General features: G+C 58.1%; 23 protein-coding genes. 5 read left to right on the top strand and 18 right to left on the bottom strand.

What is annotated here, in order from left to right; genetic code table 11:
• Nucleotides 1-5: 5 nt before the first annotated feature.
• Nucleotides 6-1,061, bottom strand: a complete 1,056-nt coding sequence (gene hmcB / locus QMF81_RS06625) for a sulfate respiration complex iron-sulfur protein HmcB (RefSeq protein ID WP_281749955.1) — start codon at nucleotides 1,059-1,061, stop codon at nucleotides 6-8.
• A gap of 29 nt (nucleotides 1,062-1,090) precedes the next feature.
• Nucleotides 1,091-2,614: a sulfate respiration complex hexadecaheme cytochrome HmcA gene (gene hmcA / locus QMF81_RS06620; protein WP_281749954.1), complete on the bottom strand. Its 1,524-nt coding sequence runs from the start codon at nucleotides 2,612-2,614 to the stop codon at nucleotides 1,091-1,093.
• Between the two features lie 562 nt (nucleotides 2,615-3,176).
• Here hmcA and tmcD point away from each other — a divergent pair.
• The 5 genes from tmcD to QMF81_RS06595 all read left to right on the top strand — a co-directional run bounded on the left by tmcD (nucleotide 3,177) and on the right by QMF81_RS06595 (nucleotide 8,151).
• Nucleotides 3,177-4,439: an electron transfer complex subunit TmcD gene (gene tmcD, locus QMF81_RS06615; RefSeq protein WP_281749953.1), complete on the top strand. Its 1,263-nt coding sequence runs from the start codon at nucleotides 3,177-3,179 to the stop codon at nucleotides 4,437-4,439.
• 8 nt (nucleotides 4,440-4,447) lie between these two features.
• Nucleotides 4,448-5,107, top strand: coding sequence for a TmcC family electron transfer complex membrane anchor subunit (tmcC, locus tag QMF81_RS06610; RefSeq protein ID WP_281749952.1), 660 nt, complete (start codon nucleotides 4,448-4,450; stop codon nucleotides 5,105-5,107).
• An 18-nt stretch (nucleotides 5,108-5,125) separates the two neighbouring features.
• Nucleotides 5,126-6,442, top strand: coding sequence for an electron transfer complex ferredoxin TmcB (tmcB, locus tag QMF81_RS06605; RefSeq protein ID WP_281749951.1), 1,317 nt, complete (start codon nucleotides 5,126-5,128; stop codon nucleotides 6,440-6,442).
• Nucleotide 6,443: 1 nt separating this feature from the next.
• A complete protein-coding gene (gene tmcA / locus QMF81_RS06600) occupies nucleotides 6,444-6,830 on the top strand; it encodes an acidic tetraheme cytochrome c3 TmcA (RefSeq protein WP_281749950.1) in 387 nt (128 codons plus the stop codon).
• A gap of 85 nt (nucleotides 6,831-6,915) precedes the next feature.
• Nucleotides 6,916-8,151 carry a BPL-N domain-containing protein gene (locus QMF81_RS06595; RefSeq protein ID WP_281749949.1) on the top strand — a complete coding sequence of 412 codons (1,236 nt, stop codon included), beginning with the start codon at nucleotides 6,916-6,918 and terminating at the stop codon, nucleotides 8,149-8,151.
• A gap of 45 nt (nucleotides 8,152-8,196) precedes the next feature.
• On the opposite strand, the gene QMF81_RS06590 is transcribed toward QMF81_RS06595, so the two are convergent.
• From QMF81_RS06590 to clpP, 16 genes are all read right to left on the bottom strand, one after another.
• Complete coding sequence (locus QMF81_RS06590) at nucleotides 8,197-8,970, bottom strand: HD domain-containing protein (RefSeq protein WP_281749947.1); 774 nt, start codon at nucleotides 8,968-8,970, stop codon at nucleotides 8,197-8,199.
• An 8-nt stretch (nucleotides 8,971-8,978) separates the two neighbouring features.
• A complete protein-coding gene (locus tag QMF81_RS06585; protein WP_281749945.1) occupies nucleotides 8,979-9,635 on the bottom strand; it encodes a thermonuclease family protein in 657 nt (218 codons plus the stop codon).
• Nucleotides 9,625-11,385, bottom strand: coding sequence for an RNA polymerase sigma factor RpoD (gene rpoD, locus QMF81_RS06580; RefSeq protein ID WP_281749944.1), 1,761 nt, complete (start codon nucleotides 11,383-11,385; stop codon nucleotides 9,625-9,627). Before rpoD ends, QMF81_RS06585 begins: the two co-directional genes overlap by 11 nt.
• A gap of 25 nt (nucleotides 11,386-11,410) precedes the next feature.
• Nucleotides 11,411-13,111, bottom strand: a complete 1,701-nt coding sequence (gene dnaG / locus QMF81_RS06575) for a DNA primase (RefSeq protein ID WP_281749943.1) — start codon at nucleotides 13,109-13,111, stop codon at nucleotides 11,411-11,413.
• Nucleotides 13,112-13,136: 25 nt separating this feature from the next.
• Nucleotides 13,137-15,437 carry a Smr/MutS family protein gene (locus QMF81_RS06570; protein WP_281749942.1) on the bottom strand — a complete coding sequence of 767 codons (2,301 nt, stop codon included), beginning with the start codon at nucleotides 15,435-15,437 and terminating at the stop codon, nucleotides 13,137-13,139.
• Between the two features lie 5 nt (nucleotides 15,438-15,442).
• Nucleotides 15,443-15,889: a GatB/YqeY domain-containing protein gene (locus QMF81_RS06565; protein ID WP_281749941.1), complete on the bottom strand. Its 447-nt coding sequence runs from the start codon at nucleotides 15,887-15,889 to the stop codon at nucleotides 15,443-15,445.
• Entirely contained in the window at nucleotides 15,889-16,089 is a 201-nt protein-coding gene (gene rpsU / locus QMF81_RS06560; RefSeq protein ID WP_281749940.1) for a 30S ribosomal protein S21, read from the bottom strand. Before rpsU ends, QMF81_RS06565 begins: the two co-directional genes overlap by 1 nt.
• A 132-nt stretch (nucleotides 16,090-16,221) precedes the next feature.
• Entirely contained in the window at nucleotides 16,222-16,389 is a 168-nt protein-coding gene (locus tag QMF81_RS06555; RefSeq protein WP_281749939.1) for a hypothetical protein, read from the bottom strand.
• Nucleotides 16,390-16,401: 12 nt separating this feature from the next.
• A complete protein-coding gene (locus QMF81_RS06550; RefSeq protein ID WP_281749938.1) occupies nucleotides 16,402-16,674 on the bottom strand; it encodes an HU family DNA-binding protein in 273 nt (90 codons plus the stop codon).
• Nucleotides 16,675-16,839: 165 nt separating this feature from the next.
• On the bottom strand, nucleotides 16,840-17,637 hold the full coding sequence (gene rsmA / locus QMF81_RS06545; RefSeq protein ID WP_281749937.1) for a 16S rRNA (adenine(1518)-N(6)/adenine(1519)-N(6))-dimethyltransferase RsmA: 798 nt from the start codon (nucleotides 17,635-17,637) through the stop codon (nucleotides 16,840-16,842).
• Nucleotides 17,630-18,130: a DUF2062 domain-containing protein gene (locus QMF81_RS06540; RefSeq protein ID WP_281749936.1), complete on the bottom strand. Its 501-nt coding sequence runs from the start codon at nucleotides 18,128-18,130 to the stop codon at nucleotides 17,630-17,632. Before QMF81_RS06540 ends, rsmA begins: the two co-directional genes overlap by 8 nt.
• A gap of 77 nt (nucleotides 18,131-18,207) precedes the next feature.
• Nucleotides 18,208-18,714 carry a ferritin gene (locus tag QMF81_RS06535; RefSeq protein ID WP_281749935.1) on the bottom strand — a complete coding sequence of 169 codons (507 nt, stop codon included), beginning with the start codon at nucleotides 18,712-18,714 and terminating at the stop codon, nucleotides 18,208-18,210.
• Nucleotides 18,715-18,738: 24 nt separating this feature from the next.
• Complete coding sequence (gene tpx / locus QMF81_RS06530) at nucleotides 18,739-19,254, bottom strand: thiol peroxidase (protein ID WP_281749934.1); 516 nt, start codon at nucleotides 19,252-19,254, stop codon at nucleotides 18,739-18,741.
• Between the two features lie 37 nt (nucleotides 19,255-19,291).
• Complete coding sequence (gene lon, locus QMF81_RS06525; RefSeq protein WP_348772166.1) at nucleotides 19,292-21,730, bottom strand: endopeptidase La; 2,439 nt, start codon at nucleotides 21,728-21,730, stop codon at nucleotides 19,292-19,294.
• Nucleotides 21,731-21,745: 15 nt separating this feature from the next.
• Nucleotides 21,746-22,987: an ATP-dependent Clp protease ATP-binding subunit ClpX gene (gene clpX, locus QMF81_RS06520; protein ID WP_281749933.1), complete on the bottom strand. Its 1,242-nt coding sequence runs from the start codon at nucleotides 22,985-22,987 to the stop codon at nucleotides 21,746-21,748.
• A gap of 13 nt (nucleotides 22,988-23,000) precedes the next feature.
• Nucleotides 23,001-23,603 carry an ATP-dependent Clp endopeptidase proteolytic subunit ClpP gene (gene clpP / locus QMF81_RS06515; RefSeq protein ID WP_281749932.1) on the bottom strand — a complete coding sequence of 201 codons (603 nt, stop codon included), beginning with the start codon at nucleotides 23,601-23,603 and terminating at the stop codon, nucleotides 23,001-23,003.
• Between the last annotated feature and the right edge of the window lie 102 nt (nucleotides 23,604-23,705).

Here is a 23,705-nt window from a genome sequence, read left to right as displayed (position 1 = left end):
CCTCCTTACTCCTCACCTTCAGAAGCAGCTTCCGCCTTCTTTCGGGCTTCTTCCGCCTCTTTGAGTGCTTTCTTTACTTCACGGTCAATGGCCGCCTGTTTTTCCCGCTCGGCCTTCTCCAGGGCGGCGGCCAATTTCTTGGCCGCCTCGGCCTCAGCCTCGGCCACGGCCTTCTGCACGGCATGGGCCCGCTCCTCGGCCGCAATCTTTTCCTTGCGTTTGGTGATGGCGTAGGCGCCGGTGAGGAACATGGGCCACAAGCCCACCACCGCCGGTACCACCGACAAAGCACCGGTGGTCAGCTGCGGCGCAGGGGTGATGCCCAGGTCCTCACGCATGCCAAGGATCTCGAAAGGCACCCCGGAGATGTACAGCCAATTGGTGCCGCCCATCTCCTGCTCACCATAGATATGATTCACATAGAGTTCGGGATGTTTGCGGATGCGTTCCCGGGCGATCTGCAAGAGTTCATCGCGGTGACCAAACACCAACGCGCCCTTGGGGCAGGCTTCCACACACCCCGGAAGCTTCCCTTCCAAAATCCGCGGCTGACACATGGTGCATTTGCGCACCCGCGGGGTTATGGGGTCATGGTACTCGTACGTGGGAATTTCAAAAGGACAGGCGATCATGCAATAGCGGCAGCCCACGCAGCGCGAAGCATCGTAGCTTACCGCCCCTGTAGGCTCCTTCTTGAATGCTCCGACAAAGCATGCAGATGCACACGCCGGTTCTTGACAATGGTTGCACTGGATCTTTCGAAACACAGGCTTTCCGTTGTATTCATATTTATTGACAACGGTGAAGGTATCATGATGCGTGCGCCGACGCTTCTCCAGAACCGACAAGTCATCAAAAGGCAACTCCGGTTTCGGAAGCTCATTGACGGCGTTGCACGCAGCCTCGCACTTGCGGCATCCGATACATTTGGTGCTGTCGAAAAGAACGCCATAACTATCGGGATACCCCGTAAAATGATGGTTTCCAGCGGCTCCAGCAGTTCCCGTGGCCAAAGAGGCCCCGGCGCCCGCCAGAATACCGATGAATGTTCTCCGTTTCATGGTGATACAGCTCCTATCGCCCTTAGGGGTTACTCTTTCTTGGCATGACATTCCACGCAGGCCGTATCCGCTGGCTTCTGGATGCCCATGTGCTTGTGGCATCCCATGCACTGCTGATGGTAGGCGGTCTTGAGCGAAGGCTTACGACCATCGACCTCCTGGAACTCCTTGCTATGGCAGGTGGCACACGCCGGAGGGTTGGCCGAAGCCGGAGCGTTATGGTGGCAACCCGCACACATGGCATTGGGCGAGCTGTGGAAGTAGGCAGCGAGTGTGCTGTTTTCCATGCCTGCAGCAATCTTCTTCACCACCTTGCGGTGGGGGAACTTGCTCGGCTGGTACTCTTTGGACAGGACGCCGATCTCCACCACCTCAGGAATCTCATCCAGACGCAGCGCGGCATCTTTCTTGGGTTTCCCTTCCAGAATGGTCTGCGCCAGAGAATTGCGAAGCGCCTTGTTCTGCTCCACGCCCTCAGGCAGCGGCATCTGCACATGACACTTGGCACACGCCCCTTCCTGGCTCTTGGTGGTACGGCCCAAAAATTCATGACATCCCGCACATTGTGGATCGGCCTTTTTGGCATTGTGACAGCCGATGCAACTCTCCATGGCCATGGGCCGATGCATGGCTTGCTCGATCGTAATGAAGGCGCCCTCTTCCTTCCCGCCAGGCGTATGGCATTGCGAGCAGGCAGGTACCCCCTTGGAGCGGGCATCGTGATGGCAGGCCGAGCAACGGTTCACTTTGGCTTCATGGGCCTTGTGGTCAAACGGCACCACCGACCGAGGGGCATCCTTGGCCGCCGACTTGGGAGCCGGGGGCACCAGCAGCATGGCATCCGTCTGCCCGGCTTCCAGACGCGGCACGTCTGCAATCACTTTGTACGTGGAACGCTTGGCGGCATCATGACAGCCGGCGCACTCCACCGGACCGGTGGGCTGCTTGGTCGAGGCAATCTCCAGGTGGCACGAAACACACTTGGTGTGCGCTTCTTCTTTGTTCTTGGCAAAAATGAGATTGCGCTTTTCCGGCGTGTCCTGGGTGTGGCACTTGGAGCAGTTTTCCTTCTGGCCGGGAGCCGGCTGCACCATCTTGGAGGAAGCATGGCGGTAGTGCAGCGACTTGTCGAAAGGGATCACCTCTCGCACCGAATCCCGCGGACCGGCATGACACGAACGACACTCCCCGCTTTGAGGACCGCTCTTCTTGTCCGCCTGGGCAGTCCGCTGATGACACCCAATGCAGTTATCATGATAGATCGCTTTGATGCGGCCCGGGTCCTCGCTTGCCTGCCGCTTGAACAACGGAGTGACCTTGTTGCCCTCTGCCACGGTGTGACAAGAATCGCACTTGTTCTCCACCGCCTTGGTGTGTTTGTCGTGGTCGAAACGGACCACTGGGTACGAAAGCTTGCCGGACGCGGCCAGGGTATCAATGAGAATAAGCCCTGCCCCTCCCGGCTCGGGTTTGCCCTCCTGCTTGCCCCCCAGGGCGTTCAGTCCAAATCCTGCAACCCCCAGACTCAGGCACAGGATGCCGACCCATCGCATTGGTCTTCCCTTCTCCATGTGCACAATCCTTTGTTGAAAATCCTCCCCGGAACATTCCGGCAACCTTGGCCCTGACTCCCCAAGGCCCGCCTCGTGCCTCAAAAAACAAAAACATACCCAACAGATACGTATTTAGATCCTGCAGGTATGATTTTTTCCGACCCCGGAGGTATAGAATCCACCCGAAACCGTCAAGGGCAAATCCATTCCTTCACAAGCAAAACGACCCCAGAGAAACAACCATCGAATTTTCTTAAAAAATATTTTTACATCCCGCCTCACTCTCAATACCTGCCCCCACTTTCCCGCCACCGACGCACTCTGCATGACACAAAAAGCACAAAAAAACCGACACAAACAATCTGAATAAAACTCTTTAAAAGACGACTAGAACACTACTCTTTTTTATCGAGTAAAGCAGTCTGATTCTGAAAAGATATTTACATGGTCAAAATTGTACGCTATCCGCACTTCAAAACATTCCGATTTTCCGACTTAAACGTGATGAAAATCGGAACACGGCTTCACACAACGATGTGTTTTTTAACACAAGGAGAGGGGTATGGCACCAAAAACACAGTGGGATTGGAGTGTTGGTTCGAAAACCGTTGTGGATCTCGGCACGAACAATGACGAGATCGCATGGCGTGAAGAGAGCCACGCAAGCCCAGATGGAGAACAGGTGGCCGCCGTGGTGCGAACAGCGGACGAGACGTACACGGTGCAAGTGAATGATGCGCTCTGGGAAAACCAGTTCGACCGCGTATGGTACCTCCGCTATAGTCCGGACGGGCGGCTTACCGCCCTGGTCAACGACGGTGATTGGAAACTTGCCGTAGATGGAGAGGCGTGGGAAGAAGGCTATGGCTTTGTGTGGAACACCCTCTTTTCGGAAGATGGATCCGTCATCGCATGCTGTGTCAGTGACTCCATGCAGTATGGAATGATCAAAGACGGAGAGATCTGGCCCAACCTCTTTGCCAATGCCAATAACTTCGTGCTCAGCGCGGACGGAGCGCACACGGCGGCTGCAGTCCAGACCGAACCCCTCGGACAGGCGGAGATCTTCAAATTCAAGCAAGGGGTCTTTTCCGTCGCCGTGGATGGAGAAGCCTGGGAGCGCAATTTCGTTAACGTCTGGACGCCGGTTATCAGCCCCAGTGGCACCCACGTCGCCGCCCAAGTACGACTCAATCTTTTCGACTACACCATTGCCTGCAACGGCTCCACATGGAACGAAACCTTTTCCCAAGTGTGGGAACCCTGCTTTCACCCGAAGACCAACGCCATCGCTGCGCCGGTGCGCTTGGGAGGAAAATGGGGCATGGCCGTGGATGGCCAGGTGATCTGGAAGCCACAATTCTTCCAGGTTTGGCACCAACGCTACACCCCCAAAGGAGATCATCTGATCGCCTTGGTATGTCCCGAATACGGCCGCTGGACCGTGGCTATGGACGGACAGGCATGGCGCACCACTTTTGGAGACATGGTTTTCGATCTCACCGTAAGCCACGATGGACGCAGAATCGCCGCGCTGGGCAAAGAAAACGAACGCTGGACCGTCATGGTCGATGACCAAGCGTGGCCAGAAATGTACGACATGTGCTGGAAGCCGGTATTTTCTCCCGAAGGCGCGCACGTTGCGGCAAAAGTAGAACGTTCCAAAAAATACACCATCGTCGTGGATGGAAAGCCATACTCCAAAGAATTTTCGGAGTGTTGGGACCCAATATTCAGTGACGATGGAAGTCTTGTTCTGATTCGTGGAATCATCAATAATACATACGTCCGTATCGTGGAACGCGTTTCCACAATATGCGGCTAGGAGGGAGTATGGAACGAATCTACGTCTTCGTCTCTGGACCACTTGCCTGGATCGCCTGGACGGTGTTCGTTGTTGGATCCATCTACCGCATCTGGCATCTCATCAAACTCGCTAAAGAAAAAGAACAGGTCCTCTTTTCGTATATTTCACTGAAATATGCGATTCGCTCCATCATCAACTGGAGCATTCCATGGAACACCACGAACATGCGTTTGCATCCCATCTTCGTCGGGGTGGCCTTTCTGTTCCACATCGGCTTTTTCCTCATCCTTGCCTTCCTTTCCGCCCATGTGATCCTGCTGGAAGAAGGAGTTGGCATCGGCTGGGCCACTCTCCCCGGCCTCGTTGCCGACGTGCTCGCCTTCGCGGTCCTCGGCGCCTGCATATTTTTTGGAGTGCGCCGGGTAGTGCGCCCAGAAGTGGCCTTTGTCACCGACTGGACCGACTTTGCCCTGTTGGGGCTTGTGGCCGCCCCGTTCCTCACCGGCATCCTCGCCTACCATCAATGGGGGGACCCCCTGCTCGTGACACTCCTGCACATCCTCTCCGCAGAACTCCTCATCGCGAGCATCCCCTTCACCCGCCTGTCCCATATGCTCTTTGCACCTTTTACGCGGGGATACATTGGATCGGAATTCGGCATGGTGCGCCACGTCAAAGATTGGTAACCAATAAGGAGATTCTCCATGTCTGAACGCGTATGGATCAAAGACGAAGGCATCGAACGCGGTGCAGAGGCCCTTACTCCAGAGCGTATCGAGCGCACCATCAACGCCGTACTTGGCAATGAAACCGGTGCCCGCCTCATGGCCTATGTAGAAACCTGCGCCCATTGCGGATTGTGCTCGGAGGCTTGCCATTTCTACCTCTCCCGTGACAGGGACCCGAGCTATTCCCCCGTTGGCAAGGTCAAACAAACCATCTGGCCGATGCTCAAAAACAAAGGCAAAGTTTCTGTGGAATTCATGAAACAAGCGACACAGATCGCGCAAACAGAATGCAATTTATGCAGAAGATGCGTCCAATATTGTCCATTTGGAATTGATATAGCCTATATGATGACACTGGTTCGACGCATTGTCCACAAATTGGAGCTCACTCCGCTCTATATTCAAGACACCGCACACTCCCACTCCGCCACGCTCAACCAGATGTGGGTCAAAGACGACGAATGGATCGACGCCCTGCACTGGCAAGAAGACGAGCTTCGGGACGAGTTCCCCACCGCCCGCATCCCCTTGGAAAAAGAAGGCGCGGAGATCATGTATTCAGTCATCGGGCCGGAACCCAAATTCCGTACCCAGCTCATCTACCAGGCTGCAGCCATTATGAATGTTGCCGGCCTCGACTGGACGATGCCTACCACCCCAGGCTGGGACAACTCGGATATGGCCATGTTTACGGGAGACAGCGAGATCATGGCCCGACTCAAACGCGCCCATTTCGAAACCGCTGCCCGGCTGCGGGTGAAAAAAATCGTCATGGGCGAATGCGGCCACGCCTTCCGCTCGGTGTACGATACGGGCAACCGCGTGCTCGGCTGGCGCATGCCGCCGATCCCGGTCATCCATGCCCTAGAATTCTATTGGGATCTCCTCAATGCAGGCCGTATCAAGGTTGCCAAGCAAATTGAAGAGCCGGTGACCTTCCACGACCCGTGCAACGTGGTACGCGGTCGCGGTCTGCACGAAAAGGCGCGGGAAGTCGTGCGCGCCTTCTGCAAGAACTTCGTGGAGATGCACCCCAACCGGGAGCATAACCTGTGCTGTGCCGCGGGCGGTGGAGTCATCAATTGCGGTCCGCCGTTCAAAAATGCCCGGGTGGAGAGCAACCGGGCCAAGGCGGAACAGCTCAAGGCAACCGGTGTCAAACTCTGCATCGCGCCCTGCCACAATTGCCACGGCGGATTGGATGACATCATCCACAAATACGAACTGGACATGGAGCTCAAATTCTTGGGCGAAATCATCTACGAATGCATGGAAAAACCGGAGGCCCAATAATATGACCCGACGTCACCACGCTCTCTGGCTTGGGGCCCTGCTTGGGGCAATGGTTTTGGCTTTGTGCGCCATGCCGGCATGGAGCACGGACACCGTATTGAAGACCAACGCGTTTGGCACCTTGAGCCGCCCCGTGGCGGTCTTTGACCATGACACCCACAATGAAAAATCCGGGCTGGATGACTGCGCCATCTGCCACCATGTCTATCAAAACGGCAAGCTCGTGGCCGGAGAAAGCTCGGAAGATCGTGCGTGTAGCGACTGCCACAGCCTGAAAGGACAAGGCCGGCAACCTGGATTGCGGGCAGCCTACCACGGTGCCTGCGTGGGATGCCACAAGAGCAAAGGCAAGGGACCGGTGGCCTGCGGCCAGTGCCATCAGCGGTAGACCGAAGAAATTCCCACAACTTGCCGGAGCGAGCATCCCAGGGTACTTCAAGGCCCTCACGGCAAACGCCGCGGGGGCCTTTTATATGCCGACAACACTCCCCACATTCGCTCTGCTTTGGGACGAATCCCATCTCTGGGGGCTCCTTGCCTGGCGCGGGCTCTGCGCCCTGGGAGCCCGTCCGCACCTGCTGCGTGCTGCGGACGTGGCTGCCGGGGCCCTCGATCGTCTGCGGCCATCCGTGCTCGTGGTCCCCGGCGGGTGGGCAGGACGCAAGGCCCAAGCCCTTGGAGATGCCGGACGAGAGGCTCTTCGGCGCTATGTGGAAACAGGCGGCACGTATCTTGGCTTCTGCGGTGGAGCTGGGCTTGCCCTGCATCGTACAGACGCCACTGCCTTGCTTGGGCTCTGTGAGCTGCGCCGTAAGTCTGCTTCCAAGCGTCTGCCCAATTGCAGCGGCCATGTGTATTGCCGGCTCCACGTCCCCCAGCACCCTGCCAGCGCGGCCTTGCTCCCGGTGTGGTGGCCCTCCCAGTTCGACCTCACCGACGCTGCCATCCACGTCCTCGCCACCTACCAACGGCCAGGACCTGATTTTTGGGTGGCGGACTTACCGCTCGCCGACATCGCCAGCGACGAGCTGGCCGCCTGGGAAGCCATCTACGGCATTAACCTTCACCCGCGCTGGCTTGAGGGCGACCCGTGCATCCTTCGCGCTCCCTTCGGCGCAGGCAGCGCCATCTTGAGCTACGCCCACCTGGAGACCCCGGCATCTCCCCAGGCCAACGCCCTGTTGGCCACACTCCTCGGTCTGCCTGCCGCCCCTATTCCCATGTGGGATATCCGCCACATCTCTCCGGCTTGGGAAGACACGGCACTCAGCGCCATGCACGCCGCCTTGCTCCATCTCATCGCCCTCGGGGAGCGCCATTTTCTCCTGAACTGGCGCACCCCATGGCTTCTCGGCTGGCGGCGGGGAGTGCCTGCATCGCACCTCACCACGCTACTCGCCATGCTCAGCACCGCCCTCAGCCTATCCGTCTCTCCCTCCACCCGCCGCTGGTGGCAAACGCAAAGCCCCCGATGCCTGGAGCTCTGCCAAAAACTCTGCGAGGAGACCGCCCGCTACCTCGTGCAGGAACGCCGAAGCATGACCCAAAACCCCAGCTCACCCGAGTACGGCGGAGGCGCCCTCACCAGCATGCGCCAGCGTCTCTTTGGGCCTTTTCCAGGATACGGGGGGATATACGGACAGATTCTTCAAATCCTTGACGAATTACTCGCCAAGATCCTGCTGGAAACCACTGACCTTAAAGTATAACTGGAAATTTTGAGAAAAACCCGGCCGCAAACGGCACGAGAACAATCACGAACGCAAGACGTCGGCAAAACGCTCAAAGAGCTCCGCAATGGGAGGTGTTTGGGGAAGCAGGGTCCAAATGCGCTGCAAGTACCGACGCCGAGCGAAAATGCGCCGACTCTCCTGGAAAGAGAGACACGCAGACCATGCCGCCAGAAAGAGCTTGAAATCGTCCACAAAGACCAATTGTCCATAGTCCGGGGCTTCACCACGGCAAAGTGTCTGCAGAACACCAGGGCTAACGCCAGGCTCTGTCCGCAGGCCCAGGGTCACGGTGGAATCCACTTCTCCTTTTTCCAAGGCACTCAAAACAACTCGTACAATATCCAGCTTGTCGGCATCCCGCACCGCATGGAGGAGCAAATCCCAAGGCGGATCGAGAACCGGAAGCACCCGCCGATTGTGTAAGGAAACGATGCAGCGGATAGCGTCTTGTTCCGATGCGCTGAAGGCATCGAGCAGGGAAGATGCGGCAAGCAATGCAGCGCCTGCAGCGCCGTGGTCGATGGATACTGCATCCCGGAAGGTGCGATACTGCTCAAACTGAGAAAACCGCCCCACATCATGGAGGAGTGCCGCGACTATCCCGATTTCGTACGGCTCCACCTTATGGATCTCGAGGAGACGCGAGGCCAAGGCCATGACCCGCAGGCTGTGGTCGCGCTTGAGGTCCACCAGATGCCGGGCATCCCTCACCCGCAGAGCGCTTGCCTCGGCCTCGGCCACAAAGGCGCGAAGAACGGATTTGAGGCGTGGGGCACGCACGGAAATGGTAGACATAGTGTCCTTTACCTCGATGAGTGCGGCCAAGGAGTGCACGTTCGGCAGGGGGAATAGCCTGCGGCAAAAGCGCTGCGCAACGAGGCGAAATACTGCCGGTTGCGCGCGCTGATGCGCGAAGCGTAAGGACACGAGAGGCGGTGAAAGCGCCGCGAACTTCGCGTCCCCACGTAACGCTCGCTGGCTGCGGGAAGGCGTAAAATCCGCGGCCAAAATCCAAGCTCCCGATCCATGGCCAGACGCTGTGCCGAAAGGAGCCGATCGAACAACGCCTCGTCGTCTTTATGCGGGAAGACAAAGACAGCGCCCAGGGCAACCATACGCTCGTTGAGCATCGCTCCGTCGCGACCAAAAACTACTGCGAGCATTCGGCCATAGCGATCCCGCCCCAAGACCTGAAGCCGCACCATTTGTCCATCCACCAACCGCTGCAGCTCTGCTCGGGATTGGGCGGCATAATACTGCGCAGGCTGGCCGTCGTGACCAAGTTCCGGGGCGTCAATGCCCGCAAGACGCACCGTCTGCCCGCTGGCCAATACCAGGGTATCGCCGTCCACCGCCGCACGCACCTGCACCCAGTCGGCCGCCCATGCCCTGGTGGCAAGCAAGCATAAGAATGCGCCCAACCACAACAGGGCCGAAAAGCGCCACGCCTTAGGATTCATAAAAGGTCCGCAAGAGCTGGCTGCGCACCGGATGCCGGAGTTTACGCAAGGCCTTGGCCTCGATCTGGCGGATACGCTCACGCGTCACATTGAAGAGCTTGCCCACCTCTTCCAAGGTGTGATCGCTCTTTTCCCCAATGCCAAAGCGTTTGCGCAGCACCTGTTCTTCGCGGGGCGTCAGGTCCGAAAGCACCAAATTGATCTGCTCTGCCAATTTGGTGTTCACCACCTCGTCCGCTGGGGCCAAGGCCTTTTTGTCCTCGATGAAATCCCCCAAGGAAGAGTCTTCCTCATCACCGATGGGAGTTTCCAAAGAAATAGGCTCCTTGGCAATCTTCAGGACCTTTTTCACCTTTTCCACCGGATAGTCCATGCGCTCAGCGATCTCTTCGGGAGAAGGATCCCGTCCCAACTCCTGTACCAAATAGCGGGAGGTACGCACCAGTTTGTTGATGGTTTCAATCATGTGCACTGGGATCCGAATGGTACGAGCCTGATCGGCAATGGCGCGGGTAATGGCCTGCCGGATCCACCAGGTGGCATAAGTGGAAAACTTGTATCCCCGCTGATATTCAAACTTATCCACGGCCTTCATCAGACCGATATTGCCTTCCTGAATGAGGTCAAGAAATTGCAAACCACGATTGGTATATTTTTTGGCAATGGAAACTACAAGACGGAGGTTTGCACGAATGAGCTCCTGCTTGGCATCCAAAGCATCCGCATTGCCTTTACGAATACGCCAGAGGATCTCCTCGAGACTATCGACGTCGTGCATGGCGTTTTCCCGAAGTTTCTGCAAAATCTCGATCTTGCCGTTGACCATTTCTTTGAAGGAAAAGAGTTCTTCAACGGTCATATTGAGCTCTTGCGCCGCCACCACGGGGTTGATGGTGCGCTCTTCCAGCTGACGGAATATCGAGAATATTTCCTCTTGGGATTTGCCCAGCGAAAGAATGTATGCGGAAATATCCCGCTTGCAGTTATTCATCTGACGGACATAATCATTGACCGTCTCAATAATACGATCCACCAAAGTTTTTTCAAGCTTGATGTCACGCAAACATTGCACGACGCTTTCCTTATATTCCATGATCTTCTTCTGAACACCATAGACTCTCTTGGAAAGCGTTGCACATTCATCAAGCTTTTCATAAATATTTTGTTTTTTCTTATAAATATTCTTTACTTCGTCGAGTAGCTTGATGACCCGTTCGCGCTGGTTCATCTCTTCTTCCGAAGGATCATCTTCTTCGATAGTTTTGACGACATCTTTCAGTTTTATGGTTCCGTTCTTGAGGTCTTCTCCAACACGGATGAACTCTTCCACAGCAACGGGGACTTCCACCAATGCGTAGAGGACTTCCATCTCTCCAGCTTCAATTTTCTTGGCGATGTACACTTCGCCTTCGCGGTCAAGCAGCCCAACAGCGCCCATCTCCCGCAAATACATACGCACCGGGTCACTGCTGCGGGTAGGATAATCCGCAGACTCCTCGTCTTCCACGAGCTCAATCTTGTCGATCTTGACCTCATCGTCGAGGTCGTCGTCGAGCTCCACGCCCGCAAGCTTTTCATCAACGACATCAATATCCAGCTGCCCAAAAATACTGATTATCTCATCAAGCTGCTCTGGGGAGTTCACATCCGCGGGCAATGCCTTGCTGAGCTCCTGAAACGTCAAAAATCCCTTCTTCTTCCCCTCGGCAATCAACGCTTGAATTTGCTGCACGTCTTTGATGGTGCTCATGGGTTCGCCCCTTTGCTGAAGGATATTACACCGCCTGTGTTTTCAAAGCACTCAACACGGCAAGTAAACGCAACTCTTCGGCCAGATCCCCGTCACGCTTGGCCACGGCCAAGGCATGGTGGATCTGCTCCACGGCTTTTTGCTGATGATGGCGGCGCAACCAGGCGCACACGCTCTCCCATGCGGCCTCGATGTCCACCTGGCGCGCCTGCATCTGCGTTTGGACATAAAAGGCCTTTTCCCCAGCATCGAGCAGGGGAAGCACGGCGTCCGCCGATTGGGCGCGGATTTTCCGCCACAAATCTTTGCCCCGCGGTGTGGAGAGCGCCGATTCCATGCCCAAGGCATCCAGCTCCCCATGGCGGTGCGGAAACCAGATGGCCACGGCCAGAAGCTCGCGGTCGCGCTGGGAGGCAGAAGCACCCCGCTGCTTCTCCCAAGCCGCAGCAGGCATGGCGGCCTGCGCCGGGGCAAGAGCCCGACGCAACTCCTGCTCCGAGAGCCCAAGGGCGCCAGCGATGCGGGGCAAAAAATAGGCCTGAAGATCCAGCCGTTTCATTGCCCGCAAAAAATTCACCGCCCATGCCACTATCTCGGCAGGGTTGTGGTGCGCCCGCACCCAGGCAACGCAGTACTCCACACCATCCACGGCGCGGCGGCGCAGCTCTTCCAGCGCCTCCCGCCCATAGGCCCGCAAAAACGAATCCACGTCCTCGCCCTCTGGAAGCTCCACCACCGCACAGGAAAGCCCCTGGGAGAGGAGCATCTCGGCGCTGCGAAACGCCGCCTTGCGGCCAGCCCCGTCCCCGTCCATGACCACGTCCACGTGGGAAACAAAACCCGCCAGCCGGTGCACCTGCTCCGCCGTAAGCGCGGTGCCCAAGACCCCGCAGCTGGCAGGAAACCCAAATTGGGAGAGCGTCAGGACGTCCACGTAGCCTTCGGTGAGCAGCACCCGGCCTTGCGCGCTCGCTGCCCGCCGGGCCTGATAGAGGCCGTAGAGGTGGTCTCCCTTGGTAAACAGCGGGGTCTCTGGTGAATTGAGATACTTGGGGCCATCGTCGTCCTGAAGGGCGCGGCCGCCAAAAGCGATCACCTGCCCCGAAAGGTTCCAGATGGGAAACATGATGCGCCCCCGGAAGCGATCATAGGCCCCTCCCGACTCTTTTTGGGTGACCAAGCCCCCCAAGGCCGCTTCTTCAGCCGAAAACCCCGCAGCCCGCAGTTTGCGCCACAAAAAGTCCCACGCCGCCGGAGCAAATCCCAGGGAAAAAGCCTCCACCACAGCGGCATCAATACCCCGGCGTGCGATATAGTCGCGGGCCGTCTTGCCCAAGGGCGCCGTCAGGGCCTCCCGAAAGGCCTTGGTGGCCAGGGCTTGCATCTCCATCAGTCGCTTGCGCGATGATCCAGGCCTGTCCCCTTCCTTCCCAAGGCGCAGCTCTACCCCGGCCTCTTCCGCCAAGGCCACCACCGCATCCCAAAAATCCACCCCATGGATGGCGCGGTAGAACTCAATGACGTCACCTGCGGCCTGACAGCCAAAACAATAATACAACCCCTCCTCCGGGTTGACGGAGAAGGAAGGTTTGGTTTCCTGGTGGAACGGGCACGGGCCGACCAAACGATGCCCCACACGGCGCAAGCGCACATGCCGGCCCACCACGTCCTCAATGCGCAGCCGGGCCTTGATCTCGGCCACCACCGATGGATCCAAACGGGCCATTTCCCCCTCCGGCCACCCGAAACGATCAGGCCCCCAAGGTCACCGTGGTCACGCCTTCGCCACCTTGATCCGCCGGAGCCACGGCAAAAGTCCGCACCGCAGGATTACGGCGCAAGAGGTCATGAATGGCGCGGCGCAATGCCCCGGTGCCCGTGCCGTGGAGAATATCCACCTCGCCGTAGCCGCCCAGCAGGGCGCGGTCGAGAAAACGCTCCACCTCCAGCACCGCCTCATCTGCCCGAAATCCCCGCACATCAAGACGCAAGGCAGAGCCTTGCCGCGGCGCAGTGCGCACCGTGACGCCGCCGGGGCTTGGCAACGGCTTCGGCGCAGCGTCTGCAAGAGCGACCTGGTCAAGAGGCACCCACACCGTGACCCCGTCCACGGCCAGTTGGACGCGGCCTTTGCGTGCGTCCACATCCTGCACTTCACCCACGCGATTCCAAGCCACATAAAGCAGCTTTTGGCCCCGGGCAATGGAGTCCACGCCACGAGAGGCCTCTGTCGGACCCTGGGGGGACGTACCGGCTTCCCGCAAGGCAGCGAGCTTTCGCAACGCTTCTTTGCGCCCGAGCTTCTCCTGCCGCCATGCGCGTACGATCTCTTGGGCCTGAGCGCGCACCTCGCGGGCCACACGCTCCCGCTCCTTGGCAAGGCGCTCGCGCTCCCGGACCAACTCCTGCCGCAAACGCGCCTCTTCCTGCCGCCATGCCGAAATCTCGGCCTCTTTCTGGGCCGCGAGGGCGTTGAGACGCTGAAAGATCTCCTCCACATCGCCGGCATCAAGGTAGAGATAGTCCCGGGCACGCGCCAGCACCGCCTCCGGCAGGCCATGCTCCCGGGCCACATCCAAGGCACGGCTCGCGCCCACCTGATCGTATGCCAGGCGATAGAGCGGCCGCCCCGTTTCCGGACAAAAGAGTACCGACGCCGCCCGAACCCCGGGCCGCGAGAGCCCGTAAGCCTTGAGCGCAGGGAAATGCGTCGCCACCCCCACCCACGCCCCCCGCTCCATGAGCTCATCCACCAGGGCCTGGGCCAGGGCCGCCCCCTGACTGGGGTCCGTGCCCATGCCAAACTCATCCAGCAGCACGAGAGTCTGGGTATCGATGTGCGGCCATGCAAGGGCCAGGGCGTGAATCTGGGAGGTAAACGTGGACAGGCTGCGTTCCAGGGACTGTTCATCGCCCATGGACACGACGACACGCTCCCACAATGGCAAAGTACTCCCCGCCGCTGCAGGCACGGGAATGCCTGCATGCGCCAAGATGGCCGCAAGTCCCAAGGTCTTGAGGGCCACGGTCTTGCCCCCCGCATTGCCGCCAGAAAGGATGAGCACCCGCTCGTTCGGACGCAGCTCGATATCCACGGGAACGACTCTATTCCCGTGCTGCGCGACCAAAAGCGGGTGCCGCGCTTGGCGCAAACACAGGGGCGCATTCGGCTCCACGTGCACCAAATGGGCATCATACTGCCGGGCAAAGGCGCACAGCGCCAAGAGGACGTCCCACCGCACCAATGCTTGGAAAAACCGGCGCAGAGCATCGTGCTCCTGGCGAACGAGCCCGGTCAAAAACTCGAGCACCTGCCGCACCTGTTGCCGTTCTTCCTGGAAGAGTTCCTGGAGGGTATTATTGAGGTCCACCAAGAAGAACGGTTCGATATAGCAGGTTTCCCCGGTCTGCGAGTAGTGGTGCACAATGCCGCGAATCTGCCCTTTGAAATTTGTCTTGACCGCAAGCACATAGCGGTCGGAAGAAAGAGTCAGATACTCGTTTTGCAGGACGTAAGCGATGCTCGGATCAAGCAGTGTATCTTGGACCTTGCGGGTACACTGCTGCTGGATGCGCCGAATCTCCTGGCGCACGGAAAAGAGCTCCGGCGAGGCTTCATCGCGCACACGGCCATCGGAAGCCAAACACCGCCGCAGCGCCGACCAGGTCTTGGCAGGGAGGGCCAAGTGCGCTGCCAAGGCACGCAGCGCTGGATAGTGCGTGGTCTCCATCTCGGCCACCGCCGCACTCACCCCTTGCCCGGCGCACAGCACATCGAGCACGGCGAGGAGCGCGTCCCCGTCAAGGACCGCATGGGGCGCCTCCAATGCCGCAAACACTGCTTCCAACTCCGGAAACGGCTCCAAGGCAAGGGAGTGCTGCTGGGTCGCCTCCAAGGCTTCCCGCACGAGCGTCATGGCGTCAACAAGCCCGCGACCTTCCTGAGGCGCAAGGCGCAAGCAGGCCGCACCCCCGGACTGGCTTACGGCAAAAGCGGCAATGAGCTGGAGTACCCGCGGGAACTCCAGCAACTCTAAGGTTCGCTGATCCATGAGAATTATGCGGAGAGACGAGCGCGCACCAATGCGCTGGCGATCTTCCCATCCACCCGGCCGGCATACGCCGAGAGGATCGCCTGCATGACCCGCCCCATGTCCTTCATACCGGTTGCACCTGTGGCCTGGATCGTCTCCTCCACCACGGCCGCCAACTCTGCTTCCGTCAAGGGTTGGGGCAAATAGGCCTGAAGGATGTGAAGCTCACGTTCTTCCGCGTCCGCCAGATCGGTGCGCCCTGCTGCCCGAAATTGCTCGATGGATTCCTGACGCTGCTTGACCTGTTTGGCCACGACCTCCAGGATCTCCGCATCGGAAAGGGAGCGGCGCACGTCCACTTCCTTATTTTTGATGGCTGCCTTGAGCATTCTCAAGACAGCCACCTCTTCCGACCTTTTGGCCTTGAACGCGGCAACGAAGTCCTTTTCAATCTGTTGGAAAAGGCCCATTACATCCCCTGCATTTTGCGCAGTTTCTTGAGCAAACGTTTGCGGGCGGCCGCTTCTTTCTTCTTCTTCTCAATGCTGGGCTTTTCATAGTGCTGGCGCTTTTTGAGCTCCGAAAGCACCCCAGCCTTCTCTACCTGCTTCTTGAACTTCCGCAGGGCATAGTCGAAGGAATCATTGTCCGTAACAAAAACTCCAGGCAAACCAATCACCTCCCCACCGCAAACCTTTCCGCCGTCAACGGAAAGATGCCTATTATCCAACCATCGCGTACAGCGCAAGCAAAAAAAGAGGGCGCCCCAGGCACCCTCTCTCCGGTCTCGTCGCCGATATGGCTATTTTTCCTTCAGGGTCTCGGCGATGGACTTCAGAAACACCACCCCGAGGCCCGAGCCGATAATCAGCAGTACTGCATACAAAACACCAAAAAATACCGCGTGGTCCGGCATCCACCAGGGCAGATCCTGAGGCAGGGGGCTGTGTACGGTCTCTCCGTGCAGCATGACCTTTGCTCCTTACTGAATGGCGTCTTTGAGTTCCTTGCCCGGACGGAATTTGACCACCTTGCAGGCAGGAATCTGAATTTCCTCGCCCGTGCGGGGATTGCGCCCCGTACGCGCCTGACGCTCTTCCACAGCAAAAGTGCCAAAGCCCGTCAGCGTGAGCTTGCCTTCGGCAGCCAGCGTCTCCTGAGTTGCCTCCAAAAAGCCCTTCAGGGCGCGCTCGGCCTGCGCTTTGCTGAGTTCAGCCTTTTCCGCCATCTTGGCGATCAATTCAGCCTTTGTCATCAGTCTTCCTCCTTTGCGGTTACACCACACAGACGGGCAAGGACCCTTCCTCGTCAAAATTTCCAAGTAGCGCACTGAGCTAGTGCGAAAGCGACAGAAATTTTCAGAAAGCAAGCCATAATGCCGCTTCCCAGGCCGCAGGCAAACCGAAATTCAAGGTCGAAGTCAAGCAGATTTTCCTGTATTCCACAGCGAAAGCATGATTTCCGCCAGACTTACAAACTGCCCAGGAGAAAGCTCTTCTGGCCGCGCCGTCCGCTCCACCCCGTGCTGTGCGCACCACGCATCCAGTTCTTGCCCCCACCACGGCCGTAAAATCGTCCCCAGCTGCTTGCGCCGCTTTTGAAACGTCACGTGAAGAAGACGGGCCAAACTCGCCGCGGCCCGCGGGATATCATCCCGAGGCCAAAACCGCACGATGGCGGAGTCTACCTTGGGACGGGGACGAAACACATGCGGGGGGACGATGCGTACCAGCTCCGGCTGACACCAACTTTGCACCCAAACCCCCAGAGCGCCGTAGTGGGGAGTACGCGGGTCGGCCACGAGACGCTCCCCCACTTCTTTTTGCACCAAAAAGACCATCCGCTCCCATCCCCGCACGCGGGCCACAAGTTCCCACATGAGCGGCGAAGCAATATTGTACGGCAGGTTGCCAACCACCCGCACCCCCGGCAGCCGCGACACCCCTTCCCATGCCAGCCGCAAGGCATCCGCGTACACCATGCCGATGTCTGGCAGGTCGGCATGCAGACGCCAAGCCAGCTCGCGGTCCTTCTCCACCGCCAATACCCGCGCGCCCCGGACAGCCAATTCCCGGGTCAATGCCCCACGTCCAGGGCCGATCTCCACCACAGTATTCCCGTACGTAGCGCCAATGGCATCGGCAATACAGCGTACTACCCCAGCATCGCAGAGGAAATTCTGCCCTAAGCTTCTTTTGGGATGCCCCCAGCTATCCATGATGAAGCTTTCTCCTGCGGCGCTCTGCCATGCGTGCTGCACGCATGGTGTGGTAGGCCCGCACCAGACGCAGCACCACGTGGTATACGACGATTGCCCCAGGCAGGGTGATGCAAAAGCCACCCAATGCCGTGACCAGAAACCAATCCCAACCTACACGAAACATGTCCACGGTGCTCAATGCCATCATCTGCTCCCACGATACCGCGGGCACATCCACGGGCAGCACCGTTTTGCCGACGAAGAAAAAAATCGGAAACACGATGGGGAAATTGAGCGGATTGGTGACCCACGTCCCCAACGCCGCAGCCACCTTGCTGCAGCGCAGCAAGAACGCAAGCGTCACAGCCACAGGCATCTGCCCCACCGGAATGGCGGAACAAAATACTCCCACGGCAACACCCAGGGCGATGGACTCTGCCGGGGCTTTGATGCGCACGATACGCAGATAATAATAGCGAAGAGATCGACGGATTCGCTCACCAAGGCCCATGCCGGACAATACTCCTTGCGACACAAAGAAAGGAGCGGTTGCGTCCGCCCCTTTCGTCATCAACAAGAATCACAAAGTTACTGCGCCGGAGGAGTAAAGACCCGGGTGGCGAGGTCGCGGTCCATGAGATACAAAGCGCCGCCGTCGGAGCCAATAAGCTTGAGGCGTTGCACCAAGGTCTGCACGCTGTCTTCCTCTTCCACCTGCTCGTCCACAAACCACTGCAGGAAGCTCACCGAGGCATGGTCCTTTTCTGCAATGACCAGATCCATGAGGTCGTTGATGCGTGCGGTCACCATGGCTTCGTGCTTCTGCGTGGCCAAAAGCACGTCCAAAGGCCCATCCCAAGATACCGGCGGCTTGGCAATGGCCTCCAATTCTACCCGACCACCGCGCTCCACCACATAGTTATAGAACTTCATGGCATGAAAGAGCTCTTCCTGGGCTTGAATGTTCATCCAATGGGCAAACCCCGGAAGATTGGCTTCATGAAGATAGGCTGCCATGGCCAAGTAGAGATAGCTCGAATACAGCTCGGCATTGATCTGCTCATTGAGTGCCTTTTGTATTTTTGCGGAAAGCATAGATTGACTCCTCACTGTGAATAGCTACAACAATGCACGAACCGCATCCAGCACCGCGCCGTAGTCTGGTTCATGCGTAAGCTCCGGCACAATGTGCACAAAGCGGATCACGCCTTCTTGATCCACCACAAACACTGCCCGCGCCAAAAGACGCAGCCCGTCGATCAGCACGCCATAGGCCGAGCCAAAAGAAGCCTCCTGATAGTCCGACAGGGTGCGCACGTTCTGCACCCCTGCCTGACCGCACCACCGTTTCTGGGCAAAAGGCAGATCCATGCTCACGGTGAGGATCTGCACCCCGTCGCCCAGCTTCTGGGCTTCCATGTTGAAGCGCCGGGTTTCCATGTCGCACACCGGCGTATCCAGAGACGGTACTGCCGACAGGACAACGACTTTGCCCGCGAAATCAGCGAGCGTCGTCGGCTTGAGATCGTTATCCACGGCCCGAAAGTCCGGGGCCTTGTCCCCGACCCGCAGCTCTGGGCCAATGAGGGTCAACGGCTTCCCATGAAAGGTCACGACACCGGTACGCTTTTCCATACAGTCCTCCTGAACGGTTTCCCATCAACGGATTGTTTTATTGCGCTCCTGGCCGGTCTGCCACCCGGTGCAGCCCCCGGCACAAAGGAACGAAATCTTCCGGTCTGGAAAGCAACGTGGCCGGAGCGCCGTCAAGGGCGTGGCAGAGCACTTCGTCCATGCTTTCCACGAGCACAATCTCCAGCTCCTCGCGGATTTGGCGTGGCACTTCCTCCAGGTCCCGAGCATTTTCCCGCGGCAAGAGCACGGTGCGCATGAGTGCCCGATGTGCGGCAAGGAGCTTTTCGCGCACGCCACCGATGGGCAGCACCCGCCCCCGCAAGGTGATCTCGCCCGTCATGGCCACGTCATGGCGCACCGGGATATCCAGCAGGGCTGAAGCCAAACACGTGGCCAAGGTAATGCCTGCCGACGGCCCGTCCTTGGGCGTGGCACCTTCCGGCACGTGCACGTGGATGTCGATTTCCTGATAAAAATCCCGACGCAGGCCCAAAAGCTCCCCGCGCGAACGGATATAGCTGAGCGCGGCCTTGGCGGACTCCTGCATCACATCCCCCAGCTTGCCGGTGATGACGATCTTGCCTGTCCCGGGCATGAGGGCCACTTCCACCAACAAAAGCTCCCCGCCCACTTGCGTCCAGGCGAGCCCATTGGCCACTCCCACCAAGGAACGGTCCTCGCGCCGCTCGTGACGCACCTTGGGCACGCCCAGAAGCTCGCCCACTTCCTTGGGCCCCACCTGCACGCAGAGCTCGCGGTTGCCTTCCTCCACCACCCGCCGCGCTACCTTCCGGCAGATGGCCGCAATCTCGCGCTCCAAGTTGCGCACCCCAGCCTCGCGGGTATAGTGACGGATGATCTCCCGCACCGCGTCTTCGCCCAAGATCACGTTGGTCTCCTGCAGTCCGTGCTGGCTTCGCTGCTTGGGCAGAAGATAATCCATGGCGATACGCTCTTTTTCCGTCTCCAGGTATCCAGCAATGGAGATGATCTCCATACGGTCTTGCAGAGGCAAGGGGATACCCTGCATGGAGTTGGCAGTGGTAATAAAAAAGACGGAAGAGAGATCGTAGTCCAAATCCAAGTAATGGTCGTTGAACGTGGCATTCTGCTCGGGATCAAGCACTTCCAACAAAGCGGCCGACGGGTCCCCGCGAAAGTCCATGCTCATCTTATCCACTTCATCCAAACAGAACACCGGGTTACCCGATTGCACCTTCTTCAAGGACTGAATAATCTTTCCCGGAAGCGCGCCCACGTAGGTGCGGCGATGCCCACGGATCTCCGCCTCGTCACGCACTCCGCCTAAGGAAAGCCGCACAAATTCCCGCCCCGTGGCCTTGGCGATGGACTTGGCAAGCGAGGTCTTGCCTACCCCAGGGGGACCCACCAAGCACAAAATAGGGCCGCGCAGGCGCTCCACCAAGGACTGCACCGCCAAATACTCCAGGATGCGCTCCTTGGGCTTTTCCAGGCCATAGTGGTCGGCATCCAAGACACGCCGCGCCTCCGCCAAGTCTACCCGCACTTCCCGCCGTGCGTTCCACGGCAAATCCAAAATCCAGTCCACATAATTGCGCAGCACGATATATTCTGCCGCCGAGGGCGGCATCTGACGCAGCTTCTTGAGCTCCGCCAAGCCCTTTTCCCGCGCCGCCTCGGGCATGTCTTTGGCACGCAGGCGTTCTTCGAGTTCGTCCAGCTCGGCGCGGGGATCATCCTCCCGGCCCATTTCCTTTTGGATGGCCTTGAGCTGCTCGCCGAGGTAGTACTCCCGCTGGTTTTCTTCCATCTGCTTCTTGACGCGGGTCTTGATCTTGCGCTCCAGGTTCTGGATCTGGATCTCTTCTTCGATCAATTCGTAGACCCGCTCCAAGCGCTGGATGGGACTGCGCATCTCCAGCACCGCCTGCTTGCGGGCAAAATCCACCCGCAAATGCGGGGCAATGGCATCCGCCAACCGCCCCGGCTGATGGATGCTGGCAATGGCAAGCTGGGCCTCTTTGGGAAGCTTGCGGTTGGCTTGGGCATACTCCTCCATGGCTTCGTGCACGGCCCGCACCATGGCCTCGGCCTCCAAGGGCGAGCACGGCGTATCCTCGACTTCCCACACCGTAGCCAAAGGCGCGCCGTCTTCCATGGCAAGGCGCTGGGTAGGGTCCCAAGCGGCCCGGAAAACGCCTTCAAAAAGCACCTTGATGGTCCCATCCGGCAAGCGCAGCATTTGCAGGACCTTGGACACCGTGCCCACCGTGAAGAGGTCTTCGGGCTGCGGCTGCTCCTCGGCCGGATCCCGCTGCGCTACCAAGAAAAGATGCTTGTCGTGACGGCGCAAGGCGAGTTCCACCGCACGAATGGAGACATCCCGCCCCACAAACAGCGGCACGATGGACTTGGGGAACATGACCACTTCCCGCAAGGGCATCAGCGGTACAGTCATGGAAGAAGCAGCGCCTAAACCACGGTTCTCCACCATGAATCCTCCTCGGCATTATGCCGAACGGGCATGTTCTCGAGATACGAAAATGGGCTCCGCACCGTCCTCGATGACAGCACGGTTGATGATGCACTTCGCTATCTGATCACGGATGGAAGGCAAACGATACATGATATCCAGCATGATGGACTCCAAAATCGAGCGCAGCCCACGCGCTCCAGTCTGGAGCTTGATTGCCTTAGCGGCAACCGCCCGTAATGCGTTGTCGGTAAATTCCAAAGCAACGCCTTCCATTTCAAACATCTTTTTGTACTGTTTGACGATAGCGTTTTTAGGCTCCTGCAAAACTCGGATGAGATCTTCCTCTCCAAGCTCCGAAAGCGTCGTAAAAACCGAAATACGTCCAACGAATTCTGGGATGAGCCCAAAATGGATCAGATCCGATGGGTGCACCTGCCGCAAAATCTCAGCAAGGGACTCCTCTTTCTTGCTTCCCAAGTTCACACCAAATCCCATGCCCGAGCCTTGCACACGCCGGCGCACCACATCTTCAAGACCAATAAAGGCACCGCCAACGATGAAAAGAATATTGGAGGTGTCCATGCGGATATATTCTTGCTGCGGGTGTTTGCGGCCGCCTTTGGGCGGGATGCTGGCAACCGTGCCTTCGATGATCTTGAGCAGTGCCTGCTGGACGCCCTCACCGGAGACGTCACGCGTAATGGAAGGGCCATCGGACTTCCGGCTGATCTTGTCGATCTCGTCGATATAAATGATCCCTTTGGACGCGGCTTCCAGGTCATAGTCGGCGTTATGCAGTAATTGCACCAAGATATTTTCCACATCTTCGCCCACGTAACCCGCTTCCGTCAACGTGGTTGCATCCGCAATGGCAAAGGGCACCTTGAGGATGCGCGCCAACGTCCGAGCCATGAGCGTCTTGCCTGAGCCTGTGGGGCCAATGAGCAAAATATTGCTCTTATCAAGCTCCACGTCGTTCTTGGATGAACGATATCGAATACGCTTATAATGGTTGTAAACAGCAACAGAAAGAATCTTTTTTGATTCATCCTGTCCAATGATATATTCATCCAATGCTTTTTTGATGTCCTGAGGAATGGGAATATCCTCATTTTTCATCCGATCTTGCTGTACTTCCTTGCGCAAAAGGTCATCACATGCCCGAATGCACTCGTTGCAAATAAAGACATTGGGTCCTGCGATCAGACGTTCCACTTCGTCTTGTGTCTTTCCACAGAACGTACAACTAAAGGTACGAATCTTCTTCGTCGTCACGAATCCTTTCTCCTCACTCTTTGGGCGTCTGCTTGCGTGAGGTGAGCACCTGATCCACTACCCCGTAAGCTTTGGCCTCTTCTGCGGTCATGAAATAATCGCGCTCGGTATCCTGCTCCACCCGCTCCACATTTTGCCCCGTATGCTGGGCCAAAATGGCGTTCAAGCGGGCGCGGAGCCGGATGATCTCCCGGGCCTGGATATCAATATCCGTTGCCTGGCCTTGAAACCCGCCCATGGGCTGGTGGATGAGCACCCGAGCATTGGGCAAGCAATAGCGCATCCCCGGGGCACCTGCGGCAAGCAGCACCGCCGCCATGCTTGCCGCCTGGCCGATGCAGAGCGTGGCCACGGGCGCAGAGATATACTGCATGGTGTCATAGATGGCGAGGCCTGCGGTCACCGATCCACCAGGAGAATTGATGTAGAGATTGATCTGCTTATCTGGCTGCTCCGACTCCAAAAAGAGCAGTTGGGCGCACACAAGATTGGCCACATGATCATCAATGGGGGTTCCCAAAAGGATGATGCGATCTTTGAGCAGGCGCGAATAGATATCGTACATCCGTTCGCCGCGGCTCGTATTTTCAATAACAAAAACGGAGCTATGGACCATAGGTACTCCTTGCCGTGCTGAAGACGCTTATGAGAAAGATAGCCAAGCCCAAAGGGGTGTCAATAGCGGGCATAAAAAAAGGCTGAAGGGCCAGCCCGGCGC

The organism is Thermodesulfomicrobium sp. WS, from assembly GCF_027925145.1.
Classification (GTDB): Bacteria; Desulfobacterota; Desulfovibrionia; order Desulfovibrionales; family Desulfomicrobiaceae; genus Thermodesulfomicrobium.
This window is presented reverse-complemented; position numbering and strand designations above follow the sequence as displayed.